This is a genomic window from Shewanella sp. UCD-KL21, from assembly GCF_001957135.1.
In the GTDB taxonomy this organism is placed as follows: Bacteria; Pseudomonadota; Gammaproteobacteria; order Enterobacterales; family Shewanellaceae; genus Shewanella.
Genome location: NZ_MPHK01000004.1, coordinates 171,037 through 194,276, shown reverse-complemented (window position 1 = coordinate 194,276; position 23,240 = coordinate 171,037). Strand labels below are relative to the sequence as shown.

The window sequence follows — 23,240 nt, the reverse complement described above, 5'->3', positions numbered from 1 at the left end:
TTATTTACTCCATCAAGCTCTAGCAATTTGTACACGGTTAGTATGTTGCGGGTTACCTTTTGCCAACGGACTTGGTTGGTAGCGGGTAAGGGTATTAATACAACCCCCAATATCAACAATATGACCTGAAGGTCCTACTTTCCCTGAAGGATCTGGTAGGTACCAAGCGCCTTGTCCTAATGCTAATACACCAAGTGCAACTCGTGGCGTCACTCTGACGGGTAATTCAATCGTCCCGCGTTTACTCCATACATGTACTTTATCGCCTTGAGCAAACCCTTGTGCATTGGCATCTATAGGGTTCATCCAAACCGCATCTTCAACTGCCTCACGTAACCATGGGACATTGTGATAGCTAGAATGTGTACGTCCTTTTGTATGGTAGCCTACTAATTGGAATGGATATTCTTCTGATGTTTCATCGTCGTCATAGCCTTCCCATGTAGCTTGATACATAGGTAAACCAGAGATGTAATCGCCTTTAACTTCATCATTGAATTCCCATTCTGCGCCTTTTTGTGCCATCTTCAGCGAGAATAACTCTATCTTTCCTGATGGAGTATTAACGGTACCTGTGCCATTGATATAGCTGTCTAATGCCACCGTTGGTGTCCCATTAAATGCACGGAAAACTCCTTGTTCTTGTGCTTCTTCATAGGTAGAAGGTAACGGCGGAATGGCATTGGCATTGTTAGCATTAGTACGCGTTTTTTCGTAAAGTTCAGCTAACCAACCCGCTTCATCTTTACCCTCTGTGTATTCACCTAATTTACCCATCTTATCGGCAATTAGTGCACACATGTCGTACATAGACTTACATTCCCAAAGTGGGTCAACGGCAGCTTTCATTGCTACTAAGTAACCCATGATGCCGGAAGCATAGCTGTCGTTGACTAAATCATTAGATTCCAACCAAGAAGTATCTGGTAATAGAATATCTGCAAATTTGGCAGATGGTGTCATCCAACAATCACACACTACAATCAGCTCACATTTACTGTCGTCTTCTAATATTTTTGCAATGCCGTTTGAATCAGAATGTTGATTTACGAGAGCATTAGAGTTGATGGCAAAAATGGCCTTTAGATCGTTTCCAAGTGGAGTATCTAAATCTTCAGTGCCTCGAATACCATCTTTACGAGCTGTCATTTCGTGACCACGCTCAATAGCATCAGGGAATGTGAAGAATGAAATTGATTCTTTGATTGGGTTTGATAAACCAGACATGCCGCTTCGGCTTAAGCTGCTTTGACCCGGTAATGCACCATTACTCACACCCGGCTGGCCCACTTTGCCAGTTAAGAATGACAGCATGTAGCACGAACGCATGGCTTGCTCACCATTTGCGTGACGGTTTACGCCTGCGCCTGTAATAATAAATGGTGCGCTTGCGTTCATTATTTTACTAGCAATGTTTTTAATCTTAGCTTCTGAAATACCGCAAATCTTAGCTGCCCAGCTTGGTGTTCTAGGGCCATTTGTTGCATAAATTCCTTCACCTAAAATGTAATCTTGATAGTTTTCATCAGGATTAATGTATGGCACATAAGCTAGTTTTTCAGCATCGCCAGAATTTTCGAACTCTGCTTTTAGTGTGGCTAATGACGCTCTGTCATAACCCACGCAGTATTTATCAAGGAAGCTTTTTGAGTTGTTGCTAACCCAACCTGAGTTGATCATTTCAAAAGCAATACCTTCAGCCAATGCTGCATCAGTACCTGGACGAATTGGTAACCACTTATCTTCTTTACCGACCATTGAATCGGTATAGCGAGGGTCAATCATAATGACTTCAAGACTAGGATTTGCTTCAATTGCTTTTAAGTAATCGTAACCTTCACCTGAACCAGATTGACGCATTTCACTTGGGTTGTAACCTAAACCAATGAACAAGTCGCTGTCTTTTAGTGATAATAGGTTTGAACCTGAAGTGCTACCAAATCCTGTAGCTGCTGCTGCTTCATTTTGTTGTGCCCATGAGTAGTTGCCATATATATTTAAGAACCCACCATTAAGGTTCAAGATACGGTTGAAGCAACTTGAGCTGGAAAATCCATAATATGCTCCAGTACCATAGAGTTTTAATATAGACTTATTTCCATACTCACTAGCAATGCGTTGTAGTTCACTCGCTATTTCAGATGCTGCATCATCCCAACTAATTGGTACAAACTTACCTTCACCACGTTTACCAACACGTTTCATTGGTGTTTTAATTCGGTCTGGTGAATAAGTTCGTTGTTTTAAAGAGCGGCCGCGGGCACAAGCACGAATTTGGTGATTTACACCGTATTCATCTGTGGTTTCGTTATCAGCTTCTACACGGGTAATGACACCGTCTTGGCTAAATACTTTAACTGGGCAGTTTGAGCCGCAGTTTACTAAGCAAGCAGACCAACTCACCTGCTCATCAGACACAGGTGGCGGAGTTGGGGTGACATTGGCATCATCTGAACTGGTTTTACAACCGGTTACCGTTGCTGCGCAGCTTAATGCCGCACTGGCTTTTAAAAAACTTCTACGTTCCATTGATATATCCTCTCGTAGCATTAACGATGCGGCTTAGCGCAATTGGTAGGTAAACGACAACATCACTTGGTGTGCGTTGTAGTTATGGTTGATATCGCCCAGAGTAATCATCCCCGGAATATCATTGACCCCTACGTTGGCTGCATCGGTATCGAAATAGCGTTCATAGCGGTAAGTTAATTTCAGTGCCATTTGCTCGCTCAGAGCGTAATCGGCGTACATGCTGGCACTGTGGTTGTATGAGTAGTAATCCCCATACGGATTAGTGGTATCGGCGGTGACATCAGTGTCACTGATTGAGTTACTGAATAAGTAATCAATGCCTAAAGTGAGCTTGTCTTGCATCAGGCCGCTGTAGCTTGCGCCTGCGCCTAAGTTGATAAATTCATCTTCAATGTCAGCTATCCAATCTGCTGCGCCAAAGCTTTGGCTGCCTGCTTGATTGGAGTTAATCCATTGCTGACCGGCAAACACATAACCATCAAGATGCTGATTAAAGGCGATGTTAAGGTTAGCGTCATAACCGTAATCTTCAGATTCAGTCAGGCCGATTTGGGTATCGTCATACTCGTCTTGGGCATAACGGCTGCTGATATCCAGACTCATCCAGTTGATAGGGGTGTAGTTCACCTTTAATTCAACGGCGTTGCGGGTGCGGTCAGCTAAATAGTACTTGCGCAGCAGGGCGTTATTTTCAGATGAGGTCAGCTCATTGGCTTCATAGTCAGAGCCACTGCGATTAGCGTGCTCAGCTTTAAGATTAAAGTTAACCTTGTCTAAGGCGCGGACATTGAATTTTAGCCATAGGTTGTCGTCATTGGTTTGCTCGCGGTCACTGAAGGTGCGCTCCACTTCTTTGCGGTCGTAACCTGCTTGTAAGCGGTAACCACTGGCGATGCGGTAACTGGCATTGACTTTATAGGTGTTACGTTCAATATCTTGCGGGGTATTTTGTCTAAAGGCCCCGGTTAAGCTGTTGAAGTTGTATTGGGCAAATTCAGCAGTTGAGCTTTTGTTGTCACGCTTGCTGTAATCAACGCTGCCGCCTAAACGTAAACGGTTAGTGAGCATCGAGGTCAGCGCAAAACGACCATCAAGGGTGTCAATTTGACCATCCCAGTTTTGTAGCGGATTACCCGTTACTTGAATGAGGTTGTCATCTTGTATCATGCGGCCTGTCACGATGCGGCCATTCATCACGGTGCGATTGAGCTGGTACTGACCAGATAACGCCACCTGATGGGCTTGGTTATCGGGGGCTGCTGAGTACACATCATTGGCATAAGGCAGGCTTAAGTGGTCGATATTATTTTCATACACACTGCCAAAGTAGCTCAGCTCAGTGAGCCAGTTGTCACCAGATAAGTTCACCCCAGCATCTAACTGCTTAGTGCGAGAATCGGTTGGTAAGCCGAAGTTAATCGGGCTTGGCGATACCAGGCTGGCTGATTTATGGCCGGTTTTATCTTCTTGGCTGTATTTCACAAAGGCGCCATAGAAGTCTTGACCGTATTCCATGCCTAGGGCCACTTTTTCACGGCGCTGAGCTAAGTCGAAGCTGTTGATGGCATCAGATGGGGTTAACATGCCATTGTTATGCCACAGACTGCTTTCTACATCACCGGCTTTATAGGTTTTCATCGCATCATAATCGAGGCTAAATTCATACAAGCCTGCTTTGCCGCCAGATACGTGTGCAAAACCATTATCCATGCCTAACTGATGGGCTTGAATTCGGGCTTGATAACCTGACTCACTGTTAAAGCGCACATCACCACTGACAGCTGCAACGGCGCCATCTTTGGCTGTGCCTAGCGCATTGCCAGCATGAATATCACTGATATCGTTATAGCCTGCAGCAACACTCACTTCACCGCTGTAACCGACGTGGTTAGTGCAGCGTTTACATTCATATTTATGGGTATTAACCGCGGCGGTATTGGCGTTGCCGACCCCGAAGTTAGCCGCCATGCCAGAGGTCGATACTGCCAGCAGTGACAGGGTAATAAGATTCAATTTAAATGACATAATCTTGCTCTCCATTAGCGTTGCAGCAGACTGCCAGCTGGGTGATTAGAACCATGAATTTGGTTGTGACAGTTAAGGCAACTTTTTCCACCACCAAAGGCATCCATTCCAGGCTCTGGTACGACGCGAGAGGCGTGACCATCGGGTGCATGACATTGCTGACATAACTGTGGTGCGCGGCTATCAAGCATATTGTCGTTGACGCTGCCGTGGGGGTTATGACATGACACACAGCTTTCAGTCACTGGGGCATGTTCCCATAGGAATGGGCCACGTTTTTCGGCGTGACAGCTATAACAGGTGTCATTAACGGTTGGCTTAACTAAGGCGCTTTCACTCATCGAGCCGTGGGGAGCATGACAATCAATACAGGTCATTTGGTCCCATTTCATTGGGTGTGATGAGCGCTTGTTCATGTCGGCTTTTTCTTGGGTGTGACATGAGGTGCAGGTGTCATTAACCGACAGTTTATCTAATGCAGGATCAGTGGCGGCGTGAATGGTGTGACAATCACTACAGGCAATTTCTTCGAGATTATGGGTGCTGGTATGCCATGCCATTTGCTCTGGGTCGTTATGACAGCCTTGGCACACGGTGTTTTGGGTTGGGGCAGAGAGTTTACTGTCGCTGCCAAAGGCAATCATTGGCTCTTTACCGCCACGATTATGGTTACCTTGTGGGCCATGACAAGCTTCACACTGCAATCCTGCCATCGGTGATTGACTGTTATTAGTTTGACCGTGTACGCCGTCAAATATGTCCATGACGGTTTCATTTTTACGGTGACAGGTTAGGCAGTTGTCGGCGCCTTTAGGGGAGTAGTTTCCTTCAGCGAACTTTTCAACTAATTGTTGTTCTAATTGTGTTGAACTGAGGTCATCCCATGGGGTGGCATTAGCGCTTGTATGGGGAATTAATATTAAAGAAGCGCCAATTATTAATGCAAGGATCATTTTTCTCATAAATATAATTCCCTTAATTAAGATAGATATTTATTGTTTTATGAATGTTTATTTTTGAATTTTAAGTTAGAAAATCGAGATAATTCAGTTGTTAAAAAATGGCAATTCGGATGTGTGATTAATATTGTGTTATGAGGGGGATTCTGCGGGTAGTCACAATTTTACTGCGAATGGTTTTTATTACCGAGGTAAATTAGTGTGCGCTTAATTTTATTTAAAACAATCACTTAGGTGTGCATGTAAAGGCTTTGTTCGCTATTGGTTTTGATTGTGTTAATGATGTTGGGTATTTAAGTGGTTAAAGATGTAAGATCTGCTTCAAAGTTTTAAAGTTGTTAGTTTAATACATGTTTATGTTTTGGAGAGATAATAAGTAAATATGGGTTAATAAATGAACATTGACATGGCATTAGCGTTTCATGTTATATATTAATCTTTATTATTAATCACTTATATAAAGTCTACTTATGTTGTATGAGTAAATTTTAGGAAGATGATTGGGCTAAAAAAGTTATAAAAAATGGCTAGTTCTAATTTACTGAGCAGGGCTCGTTGGCTTGATATATAAGCAAGTAACCAGCCTTGGAATAGATCATTTAGTAGAAAGGTGTAGGGAATAATAGGAAGGTATAGGAAGTAATTAACTCATTATAATTCAGTACTTTATGGGATATCCTATTCCACACCGAATCGCAGTTAACGTTTCCCCATATTATATTGCTGTTTACGCTGCTGCTTGCGCTCAGACTCTAAACGCGCCATGGCGGTTAATACCCGTTGGCTGTTGTCGTGCAGGCTTGAATTGGCGTGTTGCGGATCATCTTTAATGGTTTGTGCATAATGAACCGCCAGCGACATAATTAACTGCTCGGGTTGGGTTAGCAGTTTATGTTCCAGCTCCTTAATAAACATCAATAAAAAGCACTGGAACAGGGTGTCAAAAACCTGCTCCATATCCATGCTGTAATGTTCATTTTTAGGCTTAGGCGGTAATTCGATCATCGCGGCGATGAGGCTGCACACTGTCGAGCAAGGCGTTGCGCCAATAAATAGCTCACCAATGGCCTTATCTTGGCCAAAGTACTGCTGTAATTGCTGGGCAAAGTCTGCTTTGTTCCACTGCTGGGCGACGGATCGAATGACACTCATAAGCTTTTCCTACTAACGAAATAAACGCATTGGCATTGGGATGATATTTAATGTGTTAGCGAGTACAGTGTCAAAATCGCTGGCTAGCAGGGCAATGCCTTTATAGAAATCGCTTTCAGCATGCTGTATGGCGAGTTCGTGACAACGACCTGACCATGGCAACATGTGTTGTTGCAATAACACCATAAGTGCTTCTTTAGCTGGCTTATTGTCAGGCTCATCAATTAATTGCTGCAGTAATTGATCGATGACCGCGTAAAACAAAGCGATATGGTCGACAGGTTGGTTAAATTTCAACTCGAAACTAATGCCTAATTGCTTGTAAAAGTTCATTAAGCTAATGGTCGATTCGTCATTGAGAATTTGTTGCTCGCCTAGGTAAGTTGAGCCCCAAGGCATAGCGTTAGGCTCACCTGGTCCAAAATAGAGCTGGCCGTAATCAAGCTTAAGATCGTTGATGTTTTCAGGCTGCCATTGTGAGAAAAACTGGCCTAATAATGACTTACCTTGCTTATTTGCTTCAGAGTCTTCTAGTGCAGGCCAAGTCAGGTTTAATTGATTGCTGACAAAATACTGGATTGAATCCTCAGTTGGATAGTCCAATAAAACGTTATGCAGTAAACGTGCAATTGCTTGTAGCTCTAAGTAAGCATCATGAGTGGTTGTGTCGGTCATTATTTCACTCCTGTTAAAAGGCGCCCCGAAGGACGCCATTATTTAGTTATACTTCTGCAAAATTGAGAATGTCACCTTGTTGGCCGCCATTTCTATTCGCTTTGATGATTAAATTAGGCGAAGTAATACTTTCTGATGGTAGTGGTGCGATATGGGCATCACCATTACCATATTTCTTTTTAATGTTTTCAACGGTATCAAAGTCCATTGCGCGCATTGGACAAGAGTCAACACACATAGGCTTACGGCCTTCAGCGAGTCGGTCGTAACAGCCATCACACTTGGTCATGACTTTACGTTCTTGATCTAATTGCGGCGCATCATATGGACAAGCTCTGGCGCAACTGCCGCAGCCAATACATAAGTCTGTTGCCACATGGACTAAGCCATCTTCACGGCGTTTGTGCATCGCACCAGTAGGACAGGCCTTAACACAAACAGGCTCACTACAATGGTTACAGCCAATCGATACATAGTAACTAAACACATTTTGCTCAAACGAGCCTGTGCTTGGGTCGACATTCCATGTGCCGCCGCCGTATTCATAAACGCGACGCCAGTTAACGCCATTTAATGCAGGCACACCACCTTCGGTTGGTTTATCGCCTTCGCGAATAATGCCACTTTGGCGGTCTTTACAAGAAATATGGCAGGCTTTACAACCTGTACATTTAGTCGTATCAAGGTAGAAACTGTATTGAGTTGATTCGGTCATGGTAGCCTCCATTAAATAGCTTTACGAATTTGAACACGGTTTGTGTGCTGTGGGTTGCCTTTTGCAACTGGGCTTGGTGCATATTTGGTCAACGAGTTAATCGCGCCGCCAATATCAATCACCTTACCTGTCATACCCTTGCGGCCATTTGGATCAGGAGAGAACCAAGCGCCTTGACCTAAAGCCACAATGCCAGGAGCAACACGTGGGGTGATACGTACAACCACTTCAATTGAGCCGCGCTCGTTATACATTTCAACTTTGTCACCTGAGGCCACACCGTATTCTTGGGCATCAATGGCGTTAATCCATACTGCATCTTCAACGGCTTCACGTAACCAAGGTACGTTGTGATAGCTTGAGTGAGTACGACCTTTAGTGTGGTAACCCGCTAATTGCAGTGGGTAATCTTCTTTGGTGTCTTCATCTTCGTAACCGTCCCAAGTCACCACATATTGTGGTATTGGGGTAATAATATCGCCTTTGTATTTGTCTTGATCCCAGTTTGCAGCGCGCCAAGCCAATTCTGCTGAGTAAATTTCAATTTTGCCTGATGGCGTTGATAGTGCTTCGCTGCCATTAACAAAACTGTCTAGCGCCACATGGCGGGCATAGTCATTTTTACGGAACAAGCCAATATCTTGGGCTTCTTTATACGTCGCAGGGAAGGCAGGGGTAACAGCACTGTTAGCGGTATTGCTACGAGTTTGCTGGTAAAGCTCCTCTAACCAATCATCTTCAGTTTTGCCTTCAGTAAATTCGGCGCCGACGCCCATTTTTTCAGCAATCATTGCTGATACTTGGTACATAGACTTACAGTCCCAAATTGGCTCAACAGCGGCTTTCATCGCGGTTAGGTAATCTAACGAACCAGATGCATAAGAGTCATCAACCAAGTCATTTGATTCTAACCATGAGGTATCAGGAATGATGATGTCGGCAAATTTAGCGCCTGGGGTCATCCAGCAGTCACAAGAAACAATTAATTCAACGCCGCTTTCATCTTTTAAGATTTCAGCTGTGCCGTTAATGTCTGCATGTTGGTTAAGTAGTGAACTGTCTGATGCTGAGATAATCACTTTGATGTTGGCATCAAGTGGGGTATCTAAACCGTCAGTACCAGTAACGCCATGGCTACGAGCCGTCATGGTTTTACCATTGTGGATCGCTTCAGACCAACAGAAGAATGAAATCTGCTCTTTAACTGGGTTAGTGCCAGTTGGAATACCTGCGCGGTACATTTTGGTCATATTGGGTAGCTCACCATTTGAGCTGCCTTCACGGCCAAGCTTACCTGCTAATACGCTAAGCATGTAAATTGCACGGATTGATTGCTCACCGTTGGCTTGACGGTTAACACCAGCGCCTGCAACTATGTAGGGTCTTTCTGAAGCCATTAGGTCATCAGCGAGTTGCTCAATTTTCGCCGCTGGAATACCAGTAATAGATTGAGCCCATTCTGGAGTGCGCGGGGCGCGATCGCTGTAGATACCTTGTGCCATGATGTAGTCATAGTAGTTATCTTCAGGGTTCATATGCTGTGCATATTCAATTTTAGTGGCATCGCCGCTGGTTTCGAAGGCTTGCTTTTGAGCAAGAATCGACGCTGCATCATAACCAACTGTATGGTTATTGATAAAATCAATGCTGTTGCGCTCAACCCAACCAGAATTAATCATTAGGTATGCCATTGCTTCAGCAAGCGCGGCATCGGTACCTGGTCGAATCGGCAGCCAAGTAGACTCTTTACCTAACATTGAGTCGGTATAGCGTGGGTCAATTAAGGTAACTTTTAGGCCGTTGTTACGTTGCAGTGCGTTAAGGTAATCATAACCTTCACCAGAACCTGATTGACGGATTTCACTTGGGTTGTAAGCAAAACCTAATAAAAAGTCACTTTGATCTAAAGTTACTGTTGAAGAGCCAGAAGTACTGCCAGTACCAAAGGTATGCTTAGCCGCTTCAATTTGCTGCGCCCAAGAGTAGTTACCATAGTAACTTAAGCAGCCGCCAACTAAGTTGAACAAACGGTTAAAGCAGGCGTTTGATGCAAAGCCGTAATAAGCACCAGAACCGTAACTTCTAAAGATAGACTTGTTACCGTGTTCAGCAATGGTAGAGCTTAACTTGCTCGCAATCGTTGCCGTTGCTTCTTCCCAAGTGATAGGAATAAATTTACCTTCACCACGCTCGCCAATACGCTTCATTGGGGTTTTTAAGCGGTCAGTTGCATAGGTGCGTTGGCGTAATGAGCGGCCACGAGCACAGGCACGGACTTGATGTAGGCCGTATTCATCTTCGACTTCATGATCCGCTTCTACGCGAGTAATAATGCCGTCTTTACTAAATACTTTAACTGGGCAGTTTGAACCACAGTTTACTAAACATGCTGACCAAGTTAAGGTCTCATCCACAGGTACTTCTGGTGGGAGTGGCTCAGCATCTTTTGAGCTAGTGTTACAGCCGGTTACTGTTGCAGCGCAACCTAAAGCCGCACTCATTTTCAAGAAACTTCTGCGTTCCATTATTAAATCCTCTTACTAAAATTTATTCAGCGCGTTGGTAACGACTACAGCAGATAGCTGAAATTCAGCATGATCTGATGGGCGTTATAATTGTGATTAAGCTCACCTAGGGTCACCATTGCTGGGACTTCATTTATAGATAATTGAGCATCATCGGTGTCGTAATAACGTTCGTAGCGGTAAGTCAGCTTTAATGCCATGTCGTCACTTAAGGCGTAGTTGGCATATAAGCTGGCGCTATGGTTATAAGAATAATAATCACCGTATGGCGAGGTGCCATCACTGGTAATGTAGGTGTCACTGCTTGAGTTACTGAATAAGTAATCAGCCCCTAAAGTCAGTTGGTTCTGCATTAATCCGCCGTAGCTCACGCCGGCGCCCATATTGATAAATTTGTCTTCAATATCGGCGTACCAATCAGGGTCGCTATAACTTTGGCTGCCAGCTTGAGCTGAGTTAATCCACTGCTGGCCAGCAAAACCATAAGCTGATAATTGCTTGCTAAGTTGCAGGTTTACATTGACGTCGTAACCGTAATCTTCTGATTCCGTTAAGCCGATAACAGTATCGTCATAGTCATCAATGGCGTAGCGTCCGGTGAAGTCGATGCTTAACCAATCAACTGGGCTGTGATTAACGCGCAGCTCGATATCGTTACGGGTTCTATCAGCAAGATAGTACTTACGCATTAGGCTGTTATCTTCAGATGACGTTAGCTCATTGGTTTGGTACTCAGAGCCGCCGCGATTACTGTGGCTGGCTTTAACATTAATATTGAGCTTATCAATGGCGCGAATACTGAACTTGGCCCATAAGTTGTCTTCGTTAGTTTGTTCGCGATCGCTATAACTGCGCTGAACATCTTTACGGTCATAACCTGCTTGTAAACGGTAGCCACTACTGATGCGGTAACTGGCATTAACTTTATAGCTTGAGCGTTCGACATCAGTGGCGACGTTTTCTTTGAAGGTGCCACTTAAGCTATTAAAGTCGTATTGCTGGAATTCAAATACCGAGCTGTTGTTTTCACGGTTGCTGTAGTCGTAACTTGCCCCCAGACGTAAACGATTACTTAGCATTGAGGTGATGTTAAAGCTGGCATCCGTGGTGTCGATTTCGCCATCCCAGTTTTGGATTGGGTTACCCGCCACTTGAATGAGGTCATCATCTTGGATCATGCGGCCAACAATAAAGCGCCCTGACATCACAGTGCGATCTAATTGATATTGGCCCGACAGTGATACTTGATGGGCTTCATTGTCAGGGGTTGCTGCATACAAGTCGTATGAGTACGGTAAGCTCAGGTGGTTAACATTATTTTTGTACTGGCTACCAAAATAGCTCAGCTCAGTTAACCAGTTGTCGCCAGTAAGGGCAGCGCCTGCGGTAAATGAATCGGTAGTTGAGTCGACAACTAAACCAATATTTACTGGGCTAGGGGTAACAATACTGCTGCTCTTATAACCGCTTTTATCTTCGGTTTCATAACGCAGGTAGCCTTGATAAAAATCTTGCTTAACTTTGGCGCCAAAGCCCATTTTTTCACGTTGCTGTGATAACTCAAACGTGTATGGCTCGTCACTTGGCAGCATCATGCCATCGTCATAATAAAGCTGACTTTGAGCATCACCTGACTGATAGGTGGTCAGTAATTGGTAATCCGCATCCACTGAGAACAATCCAGCTTTGCCAACGCTGACATTCGCTGAGCTGTTTTCAAACCCCAGTTGGTTGGCTTGAATGCGCGCCTGATAGCCGTTTTCGTCTTGGTAGTTCACATCACCGCTAACGGCAGTAACAAAGCCGTCTTGATCAGTGCCAAAGGCATTAGCAGCATGAACATCATCACTGCTAATGTAACCCGCGGCAACACTGACACTGCCGTTATAGCCAGTGTTTGCTTCACAGCGCTGACATTGGTAATTTTGCTGATCAACATTAGCGGTATTTGCTTTACCTACCGCAAAATCAGCCGCCATAGCGGGTGCTGAGGCAATCACTAATGAGGCGGTAATAAAATTGAGTTTAAAATTCATTGTTGTTGCCCTCATTTAGCGTTGCAGCAAACTGCCAGCTGGATGGTTAGAACCATGAATTTGGCTGTGGCAATTTAAACAACTTTTGCCGCCGCCAAAGGCATCCATACCTGGTTGTGGTACAACGCGGCTGGCATGGCCATCATCGGCATGACATTGCTGACAAAGCTGCGGAGCACGGTTGTTGAGCATAGATTCGTTAACGCTGCCGTGTGGGTTATGACAGGTGACGCAGTTTTCAGTCACTGGCGCATGTTCCCATAGCACTGGGCCACGCATTTCTGCATGACAGCTATAACAAGTGTCATTAATAGAAGGTTTGTTTAACGCGCTTTCAGTCATCGAACCGTGGGGAGAATGACAATCGATACAGGTCATTTGGTCCCATTTTAGTGGGTGCGATGAACGCTTGTTCATGTCGGCTTTTTCTTGGCTGTGACAACTAGTACAGGTATCGTTAACGGTGAGTTTGTCTAGGGCAGGATCTTTGGCTGCGTGGATGTTATGACAGTCAGCACAGGCAACTTCTTCAAGATTATGGGTGCTGTTATGCCATGCCATTTGTTTTGGATCGTTATGACAGCCCTGACAAACAGTATTTTGTGCTTGGGTTGATAACTTGCTGTCTTGGCCAAATTGGATCATTGGCTCTTTGCCGCCACGGTTATGGTTACCTTGAGGGCCATGACAAGCTTCGCACTGCAGCCCTGCCATTGGCGAGTCACTATGGGTTAAGTTGCCATGGGCGCCTTTAAAGATATCCATGACTTTTTCATTTTTGCGATGACACATTAAGCAGTTGTCTGCCCCTTTAGGGGAGTACTTGCCTGCAGCGAACTTTTCAACCAATTGCTGTTCTAACTGATCTGCTGGCATGTCATCCCATGGCGCAGAGATAGCACTAAATGAGCATAAACAGAGCGTTATGCTGATATAGGTTATGAATTTACGATACCAGTTCATCAAGTTACCTGACCTTATTAAATCAAATGTTAAAAAGTGTACTAATTAAGAAGGGGTATTTTAGGGATGTGTAGAAATCTAATCGATGCAATTGAATTATCAAAAAGCGACATATGTGATCCGCGTCAGCATCTTAAGTAGCAAAAACAAATAAAATAACCAGCAGTTAAATGTGGATATTATTTAGATGTTTTCAGATGATTAAATATAAGTGCCGGCCAGCTGTTCACACCAAGATTGTGTGTGAATATTGCGAGTTAATTAATTTTCCATTACCTGATGAATATAACCATTTTAAGTATCTTGCAGATACAGATTTGATTGGTTTTAATACCATTACTAATTTATTACGTTATATAGAAAATAATTGTGACAATAAGTATTTCTTTATTGATTTGATACAATATTTTATTCAGCGGATCATCAAGTTTACTGATATCGACTTGTCAGCAGAGGTCAGTGATGCGCAAAAGCTAGTGGCATTTACCCAATTTTATAATCAAGTATCAGATCTCAATTGGTGCAATATTGAAACGCAGCACAGTTTAGCTTTAGTGGCTAAACGCGCTCCTCAAGCCATTGCATCTAAGTATGACGACTTGTTTATTTATAGCTGTATTACGCATATTTTACGTCATTCATTCAAAGATAAGTCAAATTTAATCATAGAGTTACCTTTTGAGCGAGCATTCTATGGTGTCGATGTCGACTTATTTGATAACGTAACCTTTAACTGTCAGTCTATGTCAGTGACAGTGGCAAAAGATGAGCGCGATGTTAGCCCGATATTGGCAGACACTAAGCTAATACTGCCCAGTAGCGAACGGGTAAAAGCTGCCGCTAATAGCATGCCACCATCAGCGTTAAACTTAGCCAATCTTGCCAATTTAATTGGTGTATCAGAGCGTGGTTTACAGCGCGAACTTAAAACTGAACACTGCTGTGTAAAAGACATGATTCAAAATACCAGAATGAATTCTATTATAACTATTTTGAATAATAATAAAGGTAATATAAAAAAGTCAGCATATGAAAGTGGCTTTAAAGATCTGCCAAGTTTTAGTCGATACTTTTCTAAATCAACAGGCTGCACCCCAACTCAATATGTGCGCAATAATATTTGCAACAATCTGTAACTAATATTTAATATAACAAGTTAAATGAGAATGGTTATTAATTAAATTAATTATAAGCAATATAATTAATTTAATTGCGCTGTTTTAGCGGCTGTTTTAGCGGTTATTTAACCGTGTGTGAGTTTGCTAACCGTTAAAATTAGCTTAGATAAATAGCACAAAATCATCGATTGTTCATAAACGTTTGCCACTGATTATGCTATCTTTGACCTCATTTGTTATTTAACGCTAAATTAGACCTTTATGCTTAGTATTGCTCAAATAATCGCTCAAGAACTGAATGTTCGTGAGCAACAAGTCTCAGCGACGATTAACTTACTCGATGATGGTTCTACCGTTCCTTTTGTTGCCCGCTATCGTAAAGAGGCCACTGGCGGTTTAGATGATGCGCAGCTGCGAACCCTAAATAGTCGCCTAAGCTATTTACGTGAATTAGCCGAGCGCAGACAAGTTATTCTTTCAAGCATTGATACCCAAGGCAAATTAACCCCAGCATTACAACAAGCCATTAATGCCGCAGACAGTAAAACCCGCTTAGAAGATTTATACCTTCCTTTTAAACCGAAACGCCGCACTAAAGGTCAAATTGCTATTGAAGCAGGTTTGTTGCCTTTAGCTGACTTTTTATTGGCTAATCGTAGTATTAATCTTGAAGCAAAAGCGGCTGAATTTATCAATGCCGACGCTGGCTTTGGCGATGTGAAAGCGGTCTTAGACGGCGCGCGTTTTATCTTAATGGAACGGTTTGCTGAAGATGCAGATTTACTGCAAAAAGTGCGTAAGCATTTAAGCCAACAGGCAGTGCTTGAAAGCCGCCTAGTTAAAGGTAAAGAAAAAGAAGGCGCTAAATTCAGAGATTACTTTGAGCATACTGAAGCCATTACTAAAGTGCCTTCCCATCGCGCCCTTGCTATGCTGCGCGGCCGCAATGAAGGTGCCCTCAGTTTATCGATGAATGCCGATCCCAAAGCTGAAGTGGCGCAAAGCAGTTATTGCGTGGTGATTATTGCCGATCATTTCAAGCTGAAGTTTTCTGACTCGAGTGTTGATCAGTGGCTTAAAACTGTGGTTACCGCCACATGGCGCATTAAAATTGCTCTGCAAATGGAAACCGAGTTTATTAGCCAAATGCGTGAGCGCGCTGAAGCTGAAGCCATTAATGTGTTTGCCCGTAATTTAGGCGATTTATTAATGGCAGCGCCTGCTGGCGCTAAAGCAACCATGGGCTTAGATCCTGGGCTGCGCACCGGCGTTAAAGTGGCGATTGTGGATAACACCGGTAAGTTTGTGGCCCATACCACCATCTTCCCCCATGCGCCGCAAAACGTGTGGGATAAGTCAATCCGCACTTTAGCGAACCTGATTAAAATGCATAAAGTGGAGATCATCGCCATTGGCAATGGTACCGCCTCACGTGAAACGGATAAATTAGCCGCTGAAGTGATGAGCTTTATGAAAGAGACGCACCCAAGCTTGACCAAAGTGATGGTTAGTGAAGCGGGCGCATCAGTGTATTCAGCATCAGAGTTGGCTTCTGAAGAGTTCCCTAACTTAGATGTATCGATCCGCGGCGCTGTATCCATTGCCCGCCGATTGCAAGATCCGTTAGCTGAACTCGTTAAAATCGAGCCTAAATCCATTGGTGTGGGGCAATATCAACATGATGTGAGCCAAAGCCAACTATCAAGCTCACTTGAAGCGGTCGTAGAAGATTGTGTAAATGGCGTGGGCGTTGATTTGAATATGGCATCAGCCCCATTATTGGCGCAGGTGGCCGGTTTAAATAAAACCTTAGCTAAAAACCTGGTTAACTACCGCGATGAAAACGGTAAATTTGAAAGCCGTAAACAATTATTGAAAGTGGCGCGTTTAGGGCCAAAAGCCTTTGAGCAAGCGGCCGGTTTCTTACGCATTAGCGATGCTAAAAATCCATTAGATGGTTCATCAGTTCACCCTGAAGCCTACAAATTGGTTGAAGCCATTGCCAGTGCCAAGCAGCAAACTGTGGCCAGCTTAATGGGTAATAGTGAATTGTTATCTCAGCTAAATGCTGCTGAGTTTGTTACTGATGAATTTGGTTTACCCACCATCAGCGATATCTTAAAAGAGCTAGACAAGCCTGGGCGTGATCCTCGTGGCGAGTTCAAAACCGCCAGCTTTAAAGAAGGTGTTGAAGAGCTTAAAGATCTTAAGTTGGAGATGATCCTAGAAGGCGTGGTCACCAATGTGACTAACTTTGGCGCTTTTGTTGATGTAGGCGTACATCAAGATGGTTTAGTGCATATTTCGTCACTCACTGACAAGTTTGTCAGCGACCCTCACACCATAGTTAAAGCGGGTGATGTGGTTAAAGTTAAAGTGATGGAAGTGGATGTAGAGCGTCGCCGTATCGCATTAAGTATGCGCCTTGATGAAGCACTACCAACAGCGAAAACCGCTACTCAATCTAAATCAGCCAACAGCAAGCCTGCACATAAAGCTAGCGGGAATAAATCAGGGCAAAAGTCAGCTAATAAACCGCAAAAAGCCCCAGCCAATGCGGCTATGGGTAATGCGTTTGCTGACGCCTTTGCTAAGCTGAAAAAGTAATATTGCTCATTGGTTTAGCTTAGCATTAAACCAAAAAAGGCCTTAACATCTTGAGAATACTCGTGACTGTTAAGGCCTTTTTATTTTGTAAAATTTATACCGTGACCAATTAAGCGATATGAGTCATTTCGTTTAAAATAAACTGCTCAACCGCACCTTCAGTGGCCACCATATACTCGGCTAAATGCGCATTACCCATGTGTGCTTGCCATAATTCACGGCTTTCCCAGTTTTCATAAAACATGAAATGTGCTGGGTTTTCATTGTCTTGATGTAAGTCGTAATTAATACAACCTGCTTCAGCGCGAGTAATGTCCATCAGCTTAAGTAGCTCAGCTTTAACCAGCTCCACTTTGTCTGCTTTGGTAATGATGTTTGCTACGATAGTTAAGTTAGCCATGATGATAGTTCCTATAATGTATCAAGTTGAATTTGGTTCAGCCTTGTTGCTGATGGAGCTATAGTAGCCATTACATACTGGCGAATAAATAGGCTGAAATTTGAATTATTATCAAAAAATATTAGATAATCTTTGAGGCCGGTGTGATTGAGCGAGTGCCAAGTAACCCAAGGGAACACTAAGCAAATACCACTAATAACAATAAGTCAGCAGCCAATATCAATAAGTCAGTCGCACTATGCCAATAGCACTAATATCAATAAGCTAATAGCGCGAATATCAATAAGCCAGTACCAGTTATATCAATAAGCCAATAGCATTAACTGAAGGTATCAAGTCGCTAAATCGCAGCTAGCAACAGGGTTAAACCAATATTAGTAGATGCGCGGCTGGCAAAGGCGTAGTGCACTGCTGGTAACATGTGGCGATGTGCTGGCCAAACTGTTTATAAAACGCCTCAGAATGGCCTCTTAAGCGTGGCTTTACTTCGGTGTTTTTGTTGTTATCAGTGTTGATTGCTGTCGACATGGTGGGGGTTTGGGGCTGAATGTCACCACGGCTAAGGGTGGGGTTATTTCTAGCGGCCACCCGCAGTAACTGGGGTAATAAGCCCGTTAACGGTGCGCTTTGTGATTTTGGCGCTGAAGATGGCTGAGCGAGTTGCTGCGGGGTTTGTTGATCGGACGATTGCCGCTGCTGGGAAGATTTTTCCTTGATGATATAACGGGCTGGTGATTCATTTTTTTGATTGAGCGCTCGCTCATGGTGGGGCTTAGTTAACGCTTGAGGCGGTAATATTGGCTTTGCCTGCTGATTATCCGCTCGAGCAAGATCCGTTGCAACATTAGTTGTTGCCAGCGGAACTTGGGGATAATTAGTGACAATTAGCATCACACTCACTTAAAAAACAAACATTTAATGTTTAAATTATAACCAAGTGTTAGCAGGTTTTATAGCCTAGATTTGATGTTTTTTTATCCATGGCAATAAGCCATCTAAAAAGGCCTGTGGGTGTGAAATAAACGGCGCATGGGAGGCTTTATTGTGGACAATGTCAGTAATATTACTGGCTTGGGGTAACTGGCGGATGATTGTTCTGGGGACTAAGGCATCGCATTTACCCCAAATACGCAACCAAGGCTGGTCGATGTCGTTAAGTTGCGGGCGTAGATCAACCTCTTTGAGCATATCTAAACCTTGATCGAGTACCGCTTGGCTCGGTAAAGGTTTAGCCAGCACTAATTTTTTTATCGCTACAATATCTTCTTTAGCTGAGTCACTGCCCATGGCTTGAATCGCTAAAAATCGCTCGACCGTTTTGGCCAAATTGACATTTAATTGCTGGTGAAATTGCCTGAGCACTGCAGGGGCGATCCCCGGCCACTGGGGTTGTTCTTGAGCCATAAAACAAGGCGAAGAGGCCACGGTGATCAGTGCTTTTACCGACTGAGGATGATTAAGGGCAATTTGAGTGGCGACTAATCCCCCTAATGACCAACCAAGCCAAATGGCATTTTCAGGTAGGGCTTGGGCTAACGCCGCTGCCCATGCTTCGATATTATCGCTATTTGCTTGGCTATCACCAAAGCCCGGCAAATCAACGTAATGCACTCTATACTCAGATAATGCGGTTTGCAGCGGCTGAAAAACCGCAGAGTTCACCCCCCAGCCATGTAGCAATACAATATCAATAACGTCGGGGCTATTTTCATGAGTCATCTCGGTATGAGTCATCGTTTCATGACTAATTGTTTCATGACTAATCGTTTCGTGACTAATGGTTTCGCGAGAAATAGCTTTAGGCGTAATAGTCGTAATGTGCAGCGCTGGTGAATTCAAAGGCTAACCTCAAAAAGTGGCGAATAATAAATGATCGCTGGTTAAAACAATTGTCATACAGGATAAGGATATTCTATGGCTTGGCAACTCTCAAAACCCTTCAAGCTCAATTTGAACAATAACACCGCTAAGCTAGTCTCCTTGATGACTGCAGTGGCAGCTAACCTGCCTAACCGCTGCTTGTTATGCCAGCAAGATATTATGCAGTACGCTGCAGCTAAACCGCATACGGGTGTGTGTCAGACCTGCCTTGTGGCGGGGCTTTATCATCAAGAAATCTGTTTAGGTTGTGGTAAATCTATGCCGTTATTACAAGTGTATTGCGGCCACTGTCAGCACATTGAGCCCATGTTAGTCATTGCCCCTTGCAGTTATCATCAAGGCTTAGGAGAGTTAATCGCAGGGATTAAATATCAGCAGCAATGCGCGCCATTAGCGGCCTTAGTGCAAGTATTAGCAGTAAGGGTGATGGATTTGGCGGCCAGAGGCTTAATTGAACTTCCCCAAGTGCTCATTCCGGTACCGCTACATCGCAATCGCTTAAAGCAGCGCGGCTTTAATCAAGCTTGGCTGATTGCTAAAGAGCTCAGCGCGCAAATTGGCATTCCGATGGACGATAGTTTACTGCTGCGCTGCGTTGATACTAAGGCCCAAGCCGGACTTAACGGTAAGCAGCGACGCTTAAATTGCGCCGATGCATTTGAGTTGCAGCGGGATAATCCTTATCAGCGGGTGGCACTTATTGATGATGTGGTGACCACAGGCACCACGGTGAATGAAATTAGCCGCTTATTTGCGGCGCACTATACCCATGTGCAAACTTGGTGCTTAGCAAGGGCTGAAGCACCGGGGCTGTTATGATAAACAAGCTGTAAAGTGAGTTATTGGGGGATAAAATACAGCGCATTGGCATACACTTTTTCAGAGCCTAACCAGATATTTCTAAACAAGAAATTATCGGTTAATGCCACAACATGCCCTTTGCCTTTGGGCTCAACGATCATTGCAGGGGTGTTGGCAAAAGCGCGCTGATATTCCTTAGCAAGGTAACCACTGAGCAGAGGCTCATTGGTATAGTCCGCCGCCACAATAAAAGGCGTGGAAGTGAGGTTAAAACTTATCTCACGGTTTTTCATCACTTGTAGCGGGTTAGGTAAACCAAAGTTGATTGGGTGGGTTTCATCCAGTGTTAACGCCACAATGGCGCCGCCGATGGATTGTCTGGCATTTAATTTAGACTTATCCGCGTAACTCATCCCTGAAGTGCTAAATAATTTATTCAGCTCTAGTCTGGTTTTAGGCTGAGACTTAAGAATATTGCGCTTATTGAGCCATACTAGCGCCCGTTTTTGCGCCACGATAGTGCCGCCATCCATTACAAATTTGCCCAGCTTTCTTGCGCTGGCATCACTGATTAAATGATAAGGCCCATCAGCCATAAAAATGTGGCTGTAGCCTGATAAATTAATGCTAGCGATACGATTACTGTCCACCATAGTGACAGGCGCTGCAAGCGTTTGATCAAGGTAATACCACATTTGCCCGGTTTCTGAGGCGTTAGTATCTATGCCAGTGAGCAATAACGGCTTAATCGGTTTGATCACGCTAAATTCATCACTGCCAAGATCCATTCCCGCTAAGGTATGTGAGCTGCTTGCTGCAGTGACATCTACTTGGTATTGCGTGGCAAGTTGGCTGACCAATAGCGCTATATTGCCCTTGTAGTTGGGCTGGCGTAAGGGAATTTGCAGGCTACCCGCTGTGAAGTCTATTGCTGCTGACTTTTTGGCGTTAGGGCTGCGATCAGGCAGACTAAATGGCTTTTTAGCGAATTTTACCTGTACCCCTTGGCTGAGTAATTGCTGCAACATGGGCGCCGCTGCCGCCTGTTGCCAGTCAATAATAAAGGCCACATTGCTGGCGTTATCGAGTTGCTCAGTCGCCACTGCATTTGGGGTCTTATTGGTGAGATATTTGGGGCTGGGTTTAGCATTTTCACTGATGCTTAAGCCCAGAGCTGATTCAAAATTCCAAGTGGAAATATCATAAAAGGTTTCGTCTTTAAACTCAGTGCGCTTATCAAACAATGCTTGCAATAAGTCATGCTGTGGCTGACTTTGAGGAATGAACAGGCTGTTTGATGGGCCAAAGAGTATGTCATCGTCTTCCAGCTCACGGTTTAGGTATTTGAAGCTGATTTGGTGTTGCTGCAATATCGTTGCAAGTTCAGTGATATGGGCTTTACCGCCATGGGCTTTTACTAAGCGCCCCGTTTGTTTACCGTCTCGGGTACGCTTACTGTTGCGAGCAAAAAAATCGCTTTGGTATTTTATCAATTTTTTACGTAGCGCATGGGCACCTTGCAGGCTTGATAGTGAAGTGGAAAATTGATTATCAATACTATTTTGCAAGGTGACTACGCCATTAGGCGACTCTTGTGCTTGACCACGAGAGCTGGCTTGCTCAAACAAAATACCCACAGCGCCATTGATATCAGGGTAGGTTGAGCCTTTACCATAGAAAAAATCATCAAACATCTGCCCGCTAAAATACGGCTGCTTGACTTCATCTAACGCTTTACGGTGATAAGCCGCAAGCTCATTGGATAAAATTTGATTGTCAGGATTGGTCAGCGGATTGACCCTATCAGCCACTCCAGGTTGAAAGAAATAGGTTTGGTTTTGCCACATTTCGTGGAAATCACCCACGTAATGGGGCTGCCATTTATGGAAAAACGCCACTCGGCCTTGAGAGGCGGGATGGCGCAGAAATAGCCAGTCACGGTTTAAGTCTGCAAGATGATGGTTAAAGCGTCCACCGGGCCAAGCTTGATTATGCTCACGATGATTCGGATCGGTAATAATCACTTGGCCTTTATGGCTATTAGCCCAGCTCGCAAAGCGATCAAAACCATCGGGGTTTTGGGTCGGTGTCAGTAAAATAACCGTATTATTGAGTAATTCTTTGACCCAATCTTCATCAGATGCGGCAAGGTAATGGCTTAACGCTAGCGCCGCATGGGCGCCACTGGCTTCATCACCATGAATCGAATAGGCCAGCCAGATAATCAATGGGCTTTGCTGCAATGGACCTTGTTGTTTAACGCCGTATTTTACTTGGCTGCGTTGTTCGAGAATTTCAGCTAGTCGCTGTTGGTTTTTATCTGAGGTAATTACCGCACTAAGTTGCTGGCGTCTTTCATAGGAGTAACCGGCAGAATCTAAAGAAAACCGCGAACTTTGGCGGGCTAATAGTTGTAAATAGTGATTAATTTGATCATGTCTTAAATGCCACTCACCCAAGGTATAACCTAAATATTCAGCAGGTTGAGTGATTTTTGTATTAATTTTCTCAGCCCCGAGGCGCTGCTCAATGCGGGAGTCAGCCTGCGCCAAGGTAAATAATGGCATACAGATAATGAAGCCGAAAAAGCTGCCTTTAGCGAGACGAGTAAACAATGCATTGAAGCTAATCATATAAGAAACAAGATCATAAAAAGAAAACAATACAATCACCATAAAGTGATTAAGCTTAAATCGCCATTAAAAAGCGCAATTTCTCGGTGTTTTTTATGCAACTTGCTCACTGCAGGACTACAAAGCCGTCGCAACTAGGAGTATCATAGCGCTAATTCTTACTAAATTACTCAAGTACTATTTTTAGTACACTTTTAAGTACTATCTAACGGAGCAGT

16 protein-coding genes are annotated in these 23,240 nt (G+C 44.0%); 3 read left to right on the top strand and 13 right to left on the bottom strand.

Annotation, left to right across the window (positions count from 1 at the left end; all coding sequences use genetic code 11):
- Window positions 1–12: 12 nt before the first annotated feature.
- The 9 genes from BM739_RS05680 to BM739_RS05640 all read right to left on the bottom strand — a co-directional run bounded on the left by BM739_RS05680 (window position 13) and on the right by BM739_RS05640 (window position 13,495).
- Complete coding sequence (locus BM739_RS05680) at window positions 13–2,529, bottom strand: DMSO/selenate family reductase complex A subunit (protein WP_076538289.1); 2,517 nt, start codon at window positions 2,527–2,529, stop codon at window positions 13–15.
- 33 nt (window positions 2,530–2,562) lie between these two features.
- Window positions 2,563–4,557: an MtrB/PioB family decaheme-associated outer membrane protein gene (locus tag BM739_RS05675; RefSeq protein ID WP_076538286.1), complete on the bottom strand. Its 1,995-nt coding sequence runs from the start codon at window positions 4,555–4,557 to the stop codon at window positions 2,563–2,565.
- 14 nt (window positions 4,558–4,571) lie between these two features.
- A complete protein-coding gene (locus tag BM739_RS05670; RefSeq protein WP_083698078.1) occupies window positions 4,572–5,519 on the bottom strand; it encodes a DmsE family decaheme c-type cytochrome in 948 nt (315 codons plus the stop codon).
- Window positions 5,520–6,215: 696 nt separating this feature from the next.
- Entirely contained in the window at window positions 6,216–6,668 is a 453-nt protein-coding gene (locus tag BM739_RS05665; RefSeq protein ID WP_076538283.1) for a hypothetical protein, read from the bottom strand.
- 12 nt (window positions 6,669–6,680) lie between these two features.
- Window positions 6,681–7,343, bottom strand: coding sequence for a molecular chaperone (locus tag BM739_RS05660; RefSeq protein WP_076538280.1), 663 nt, complete (start codon window positions 7,341–7,343; stop codon window positions 6,681–6,683).
- A gap of 46 nt (window positions 7,344–7,389) precedes the next feature.
- Complete coding sequence (locus BM739_RS05655; protein WP_076538277.1) at window positions 7,390–8,058, bottom strand: DMSO/selenate family reductase complex B subunit; 669 nt, start codon at window positions 8,056–8,058, stop codon at window positions 7,390–7,392.
- 11 nt (window positions 8,059–8,069) lie between these two features.
- Window positions 8,070–10,583, bottom strand: coding sequence for a DMSO/selenate family reductase complex A subunit (locus tag BM739_RS05650; RefSeq protein ID WP_076538274.1), 2,514 nt, complete (start codon window positions 10,581–10,583; stop codon window positions 8,070–8,072).
- A 44-nt stretch (window positions 10,584–10,627) separates the two neighbouring features.
- Window positions 10,628–12,619, bottom strand: a complete 1,992-nt coding sequence (locus BM739_RS05645) for an MtrB/PioB family decaheme-associated outer membrane protein (RefSeq protein ID WP_076538271.1) — start codon at window positions 12,617–12,619, stop codon at window positions 10,628–10,630.
- A 15-nt stretch (window positions 12,620–12,634) separates the two neighbouring features.
- Complete coding sequence (locus BM739_RS05640) at window positions 12,635–13,495, bottom strand: DmsE family decaheme c-type cytochrome (RefSeq protein WP_303046086.1); 861 nt, start codon at window positions 13,493–13,495, stop codon at window positions 12,635–12,637.
- A 284-nt stretch (window positions 13,496–13,779) separates the two neighbouring features.
- Here BM739_RS05640 and BM739_RS05635 point away from each other — a divergent pair, with 284 nt between their 5' ends.
- Together BM739_RS05635 and BM739_RS05630 are read left to right on the top strand one after the other, a co-directional pair.
- A complete protein-coding gene (locus tag BM739_RS05635) occupies window positions 13,780–14,718 on the top strand; it encodes an AraC family transcriptional regulator (RefSeq protein ID WP_076538267.1) in 939 nt (312 codons plus the stop codon).
- Between the two features lie 243 nt (window positions 14,719–14,961).
- A complete protein-coding gene (locus BM739_RS05630) occupies window positions 14,962–17,307 on the top strand; it encodes a Tex family protein (protein ID WP_076538264.1) in 2,346 nt (781 codons plus the stop codon).
- Between the two features lie 109 nt (window positions 17,308–17,416).
- Here BM739_RS05630 and BM739_RS05625 read toward each other — a convergent pair whose 3' ends face one another.
- The 3 genes from BM739_RS05625 to bioH all read right to left on the bottom strand — a co-directional run bounded on the left by BM739_RS05625 (window position 17,417) and on the right by bioH (window position 19,441).
- The gene (locus BM739_RS05625; protein ID WP_076538261.1) at window positions 17,417–17,707 is read right to left on the bottom strand and encodes a putative quinol monooxygenase; all 291 of its coding nucleotides are present in this window, start codon (window positions 17,705–17,707) and stop codon (window positions 17,417–17,419) included.
- Between the two features lie 363 nt (window positions 17,708–18,070).
- A complete protein-coding gene (locus tag BM739_RS05620; protein WP_076538259.1) occupies window positions 18,071–18,598 on the bottom strand; it encodes a hypothetical protein in 528 nt (175 codons plus the stop codon).
- Window positions 18,599–18,664: 66 nt separating this feature from the next.
- Window positions 18,665–19,441 carry a pimeloyl-ACP methyl ester esterase BioH gene (gene bioH / locus BM739_RS05615; RefSeq protein ID WP_083698081.1) on the bottom strand — a complete coding sequence of 259 codons (777 nt, stop codon included), beginning with the start codon at window positions 19,439–19,441 and terminating at the stop codon, window positions 18,665–18,667.
- Between the two features lie 249 nt (window positions 19,442–19,690).
- On the opposite strand from bioH, the gene BM739_RS05610 reads away from it, so the two are divergent.
- Complete coding sequence (locus tag BM739_RS05610; protein WP_175609493.1) at window positions 19,691–20,407, top strand: ComF family protein; 717 nt, start codon at window positions 19,691–19,693, stop codon at window positions 20,405–20,407.
- A 20-nt stretch (window positions 20,408–20,427) separates the two neighbouring features.
- Here the strand turns inward: BM739_RS05610 and BM739_RS05605 are convergent, their stop codons facing one another.
- Window positions 20,428–23,052, bottom strand: coding sequence for a M14 family zinc carboxypeptidase (locus BM739_RS05605; protein WP_175609490.1), 2,625 nt, complete (start codon window positions 23,050–23,052; stop codon window positions 20,428–20,430).
- Window positions 23,053–23,240: the final 188 nt, after the last annotated feature.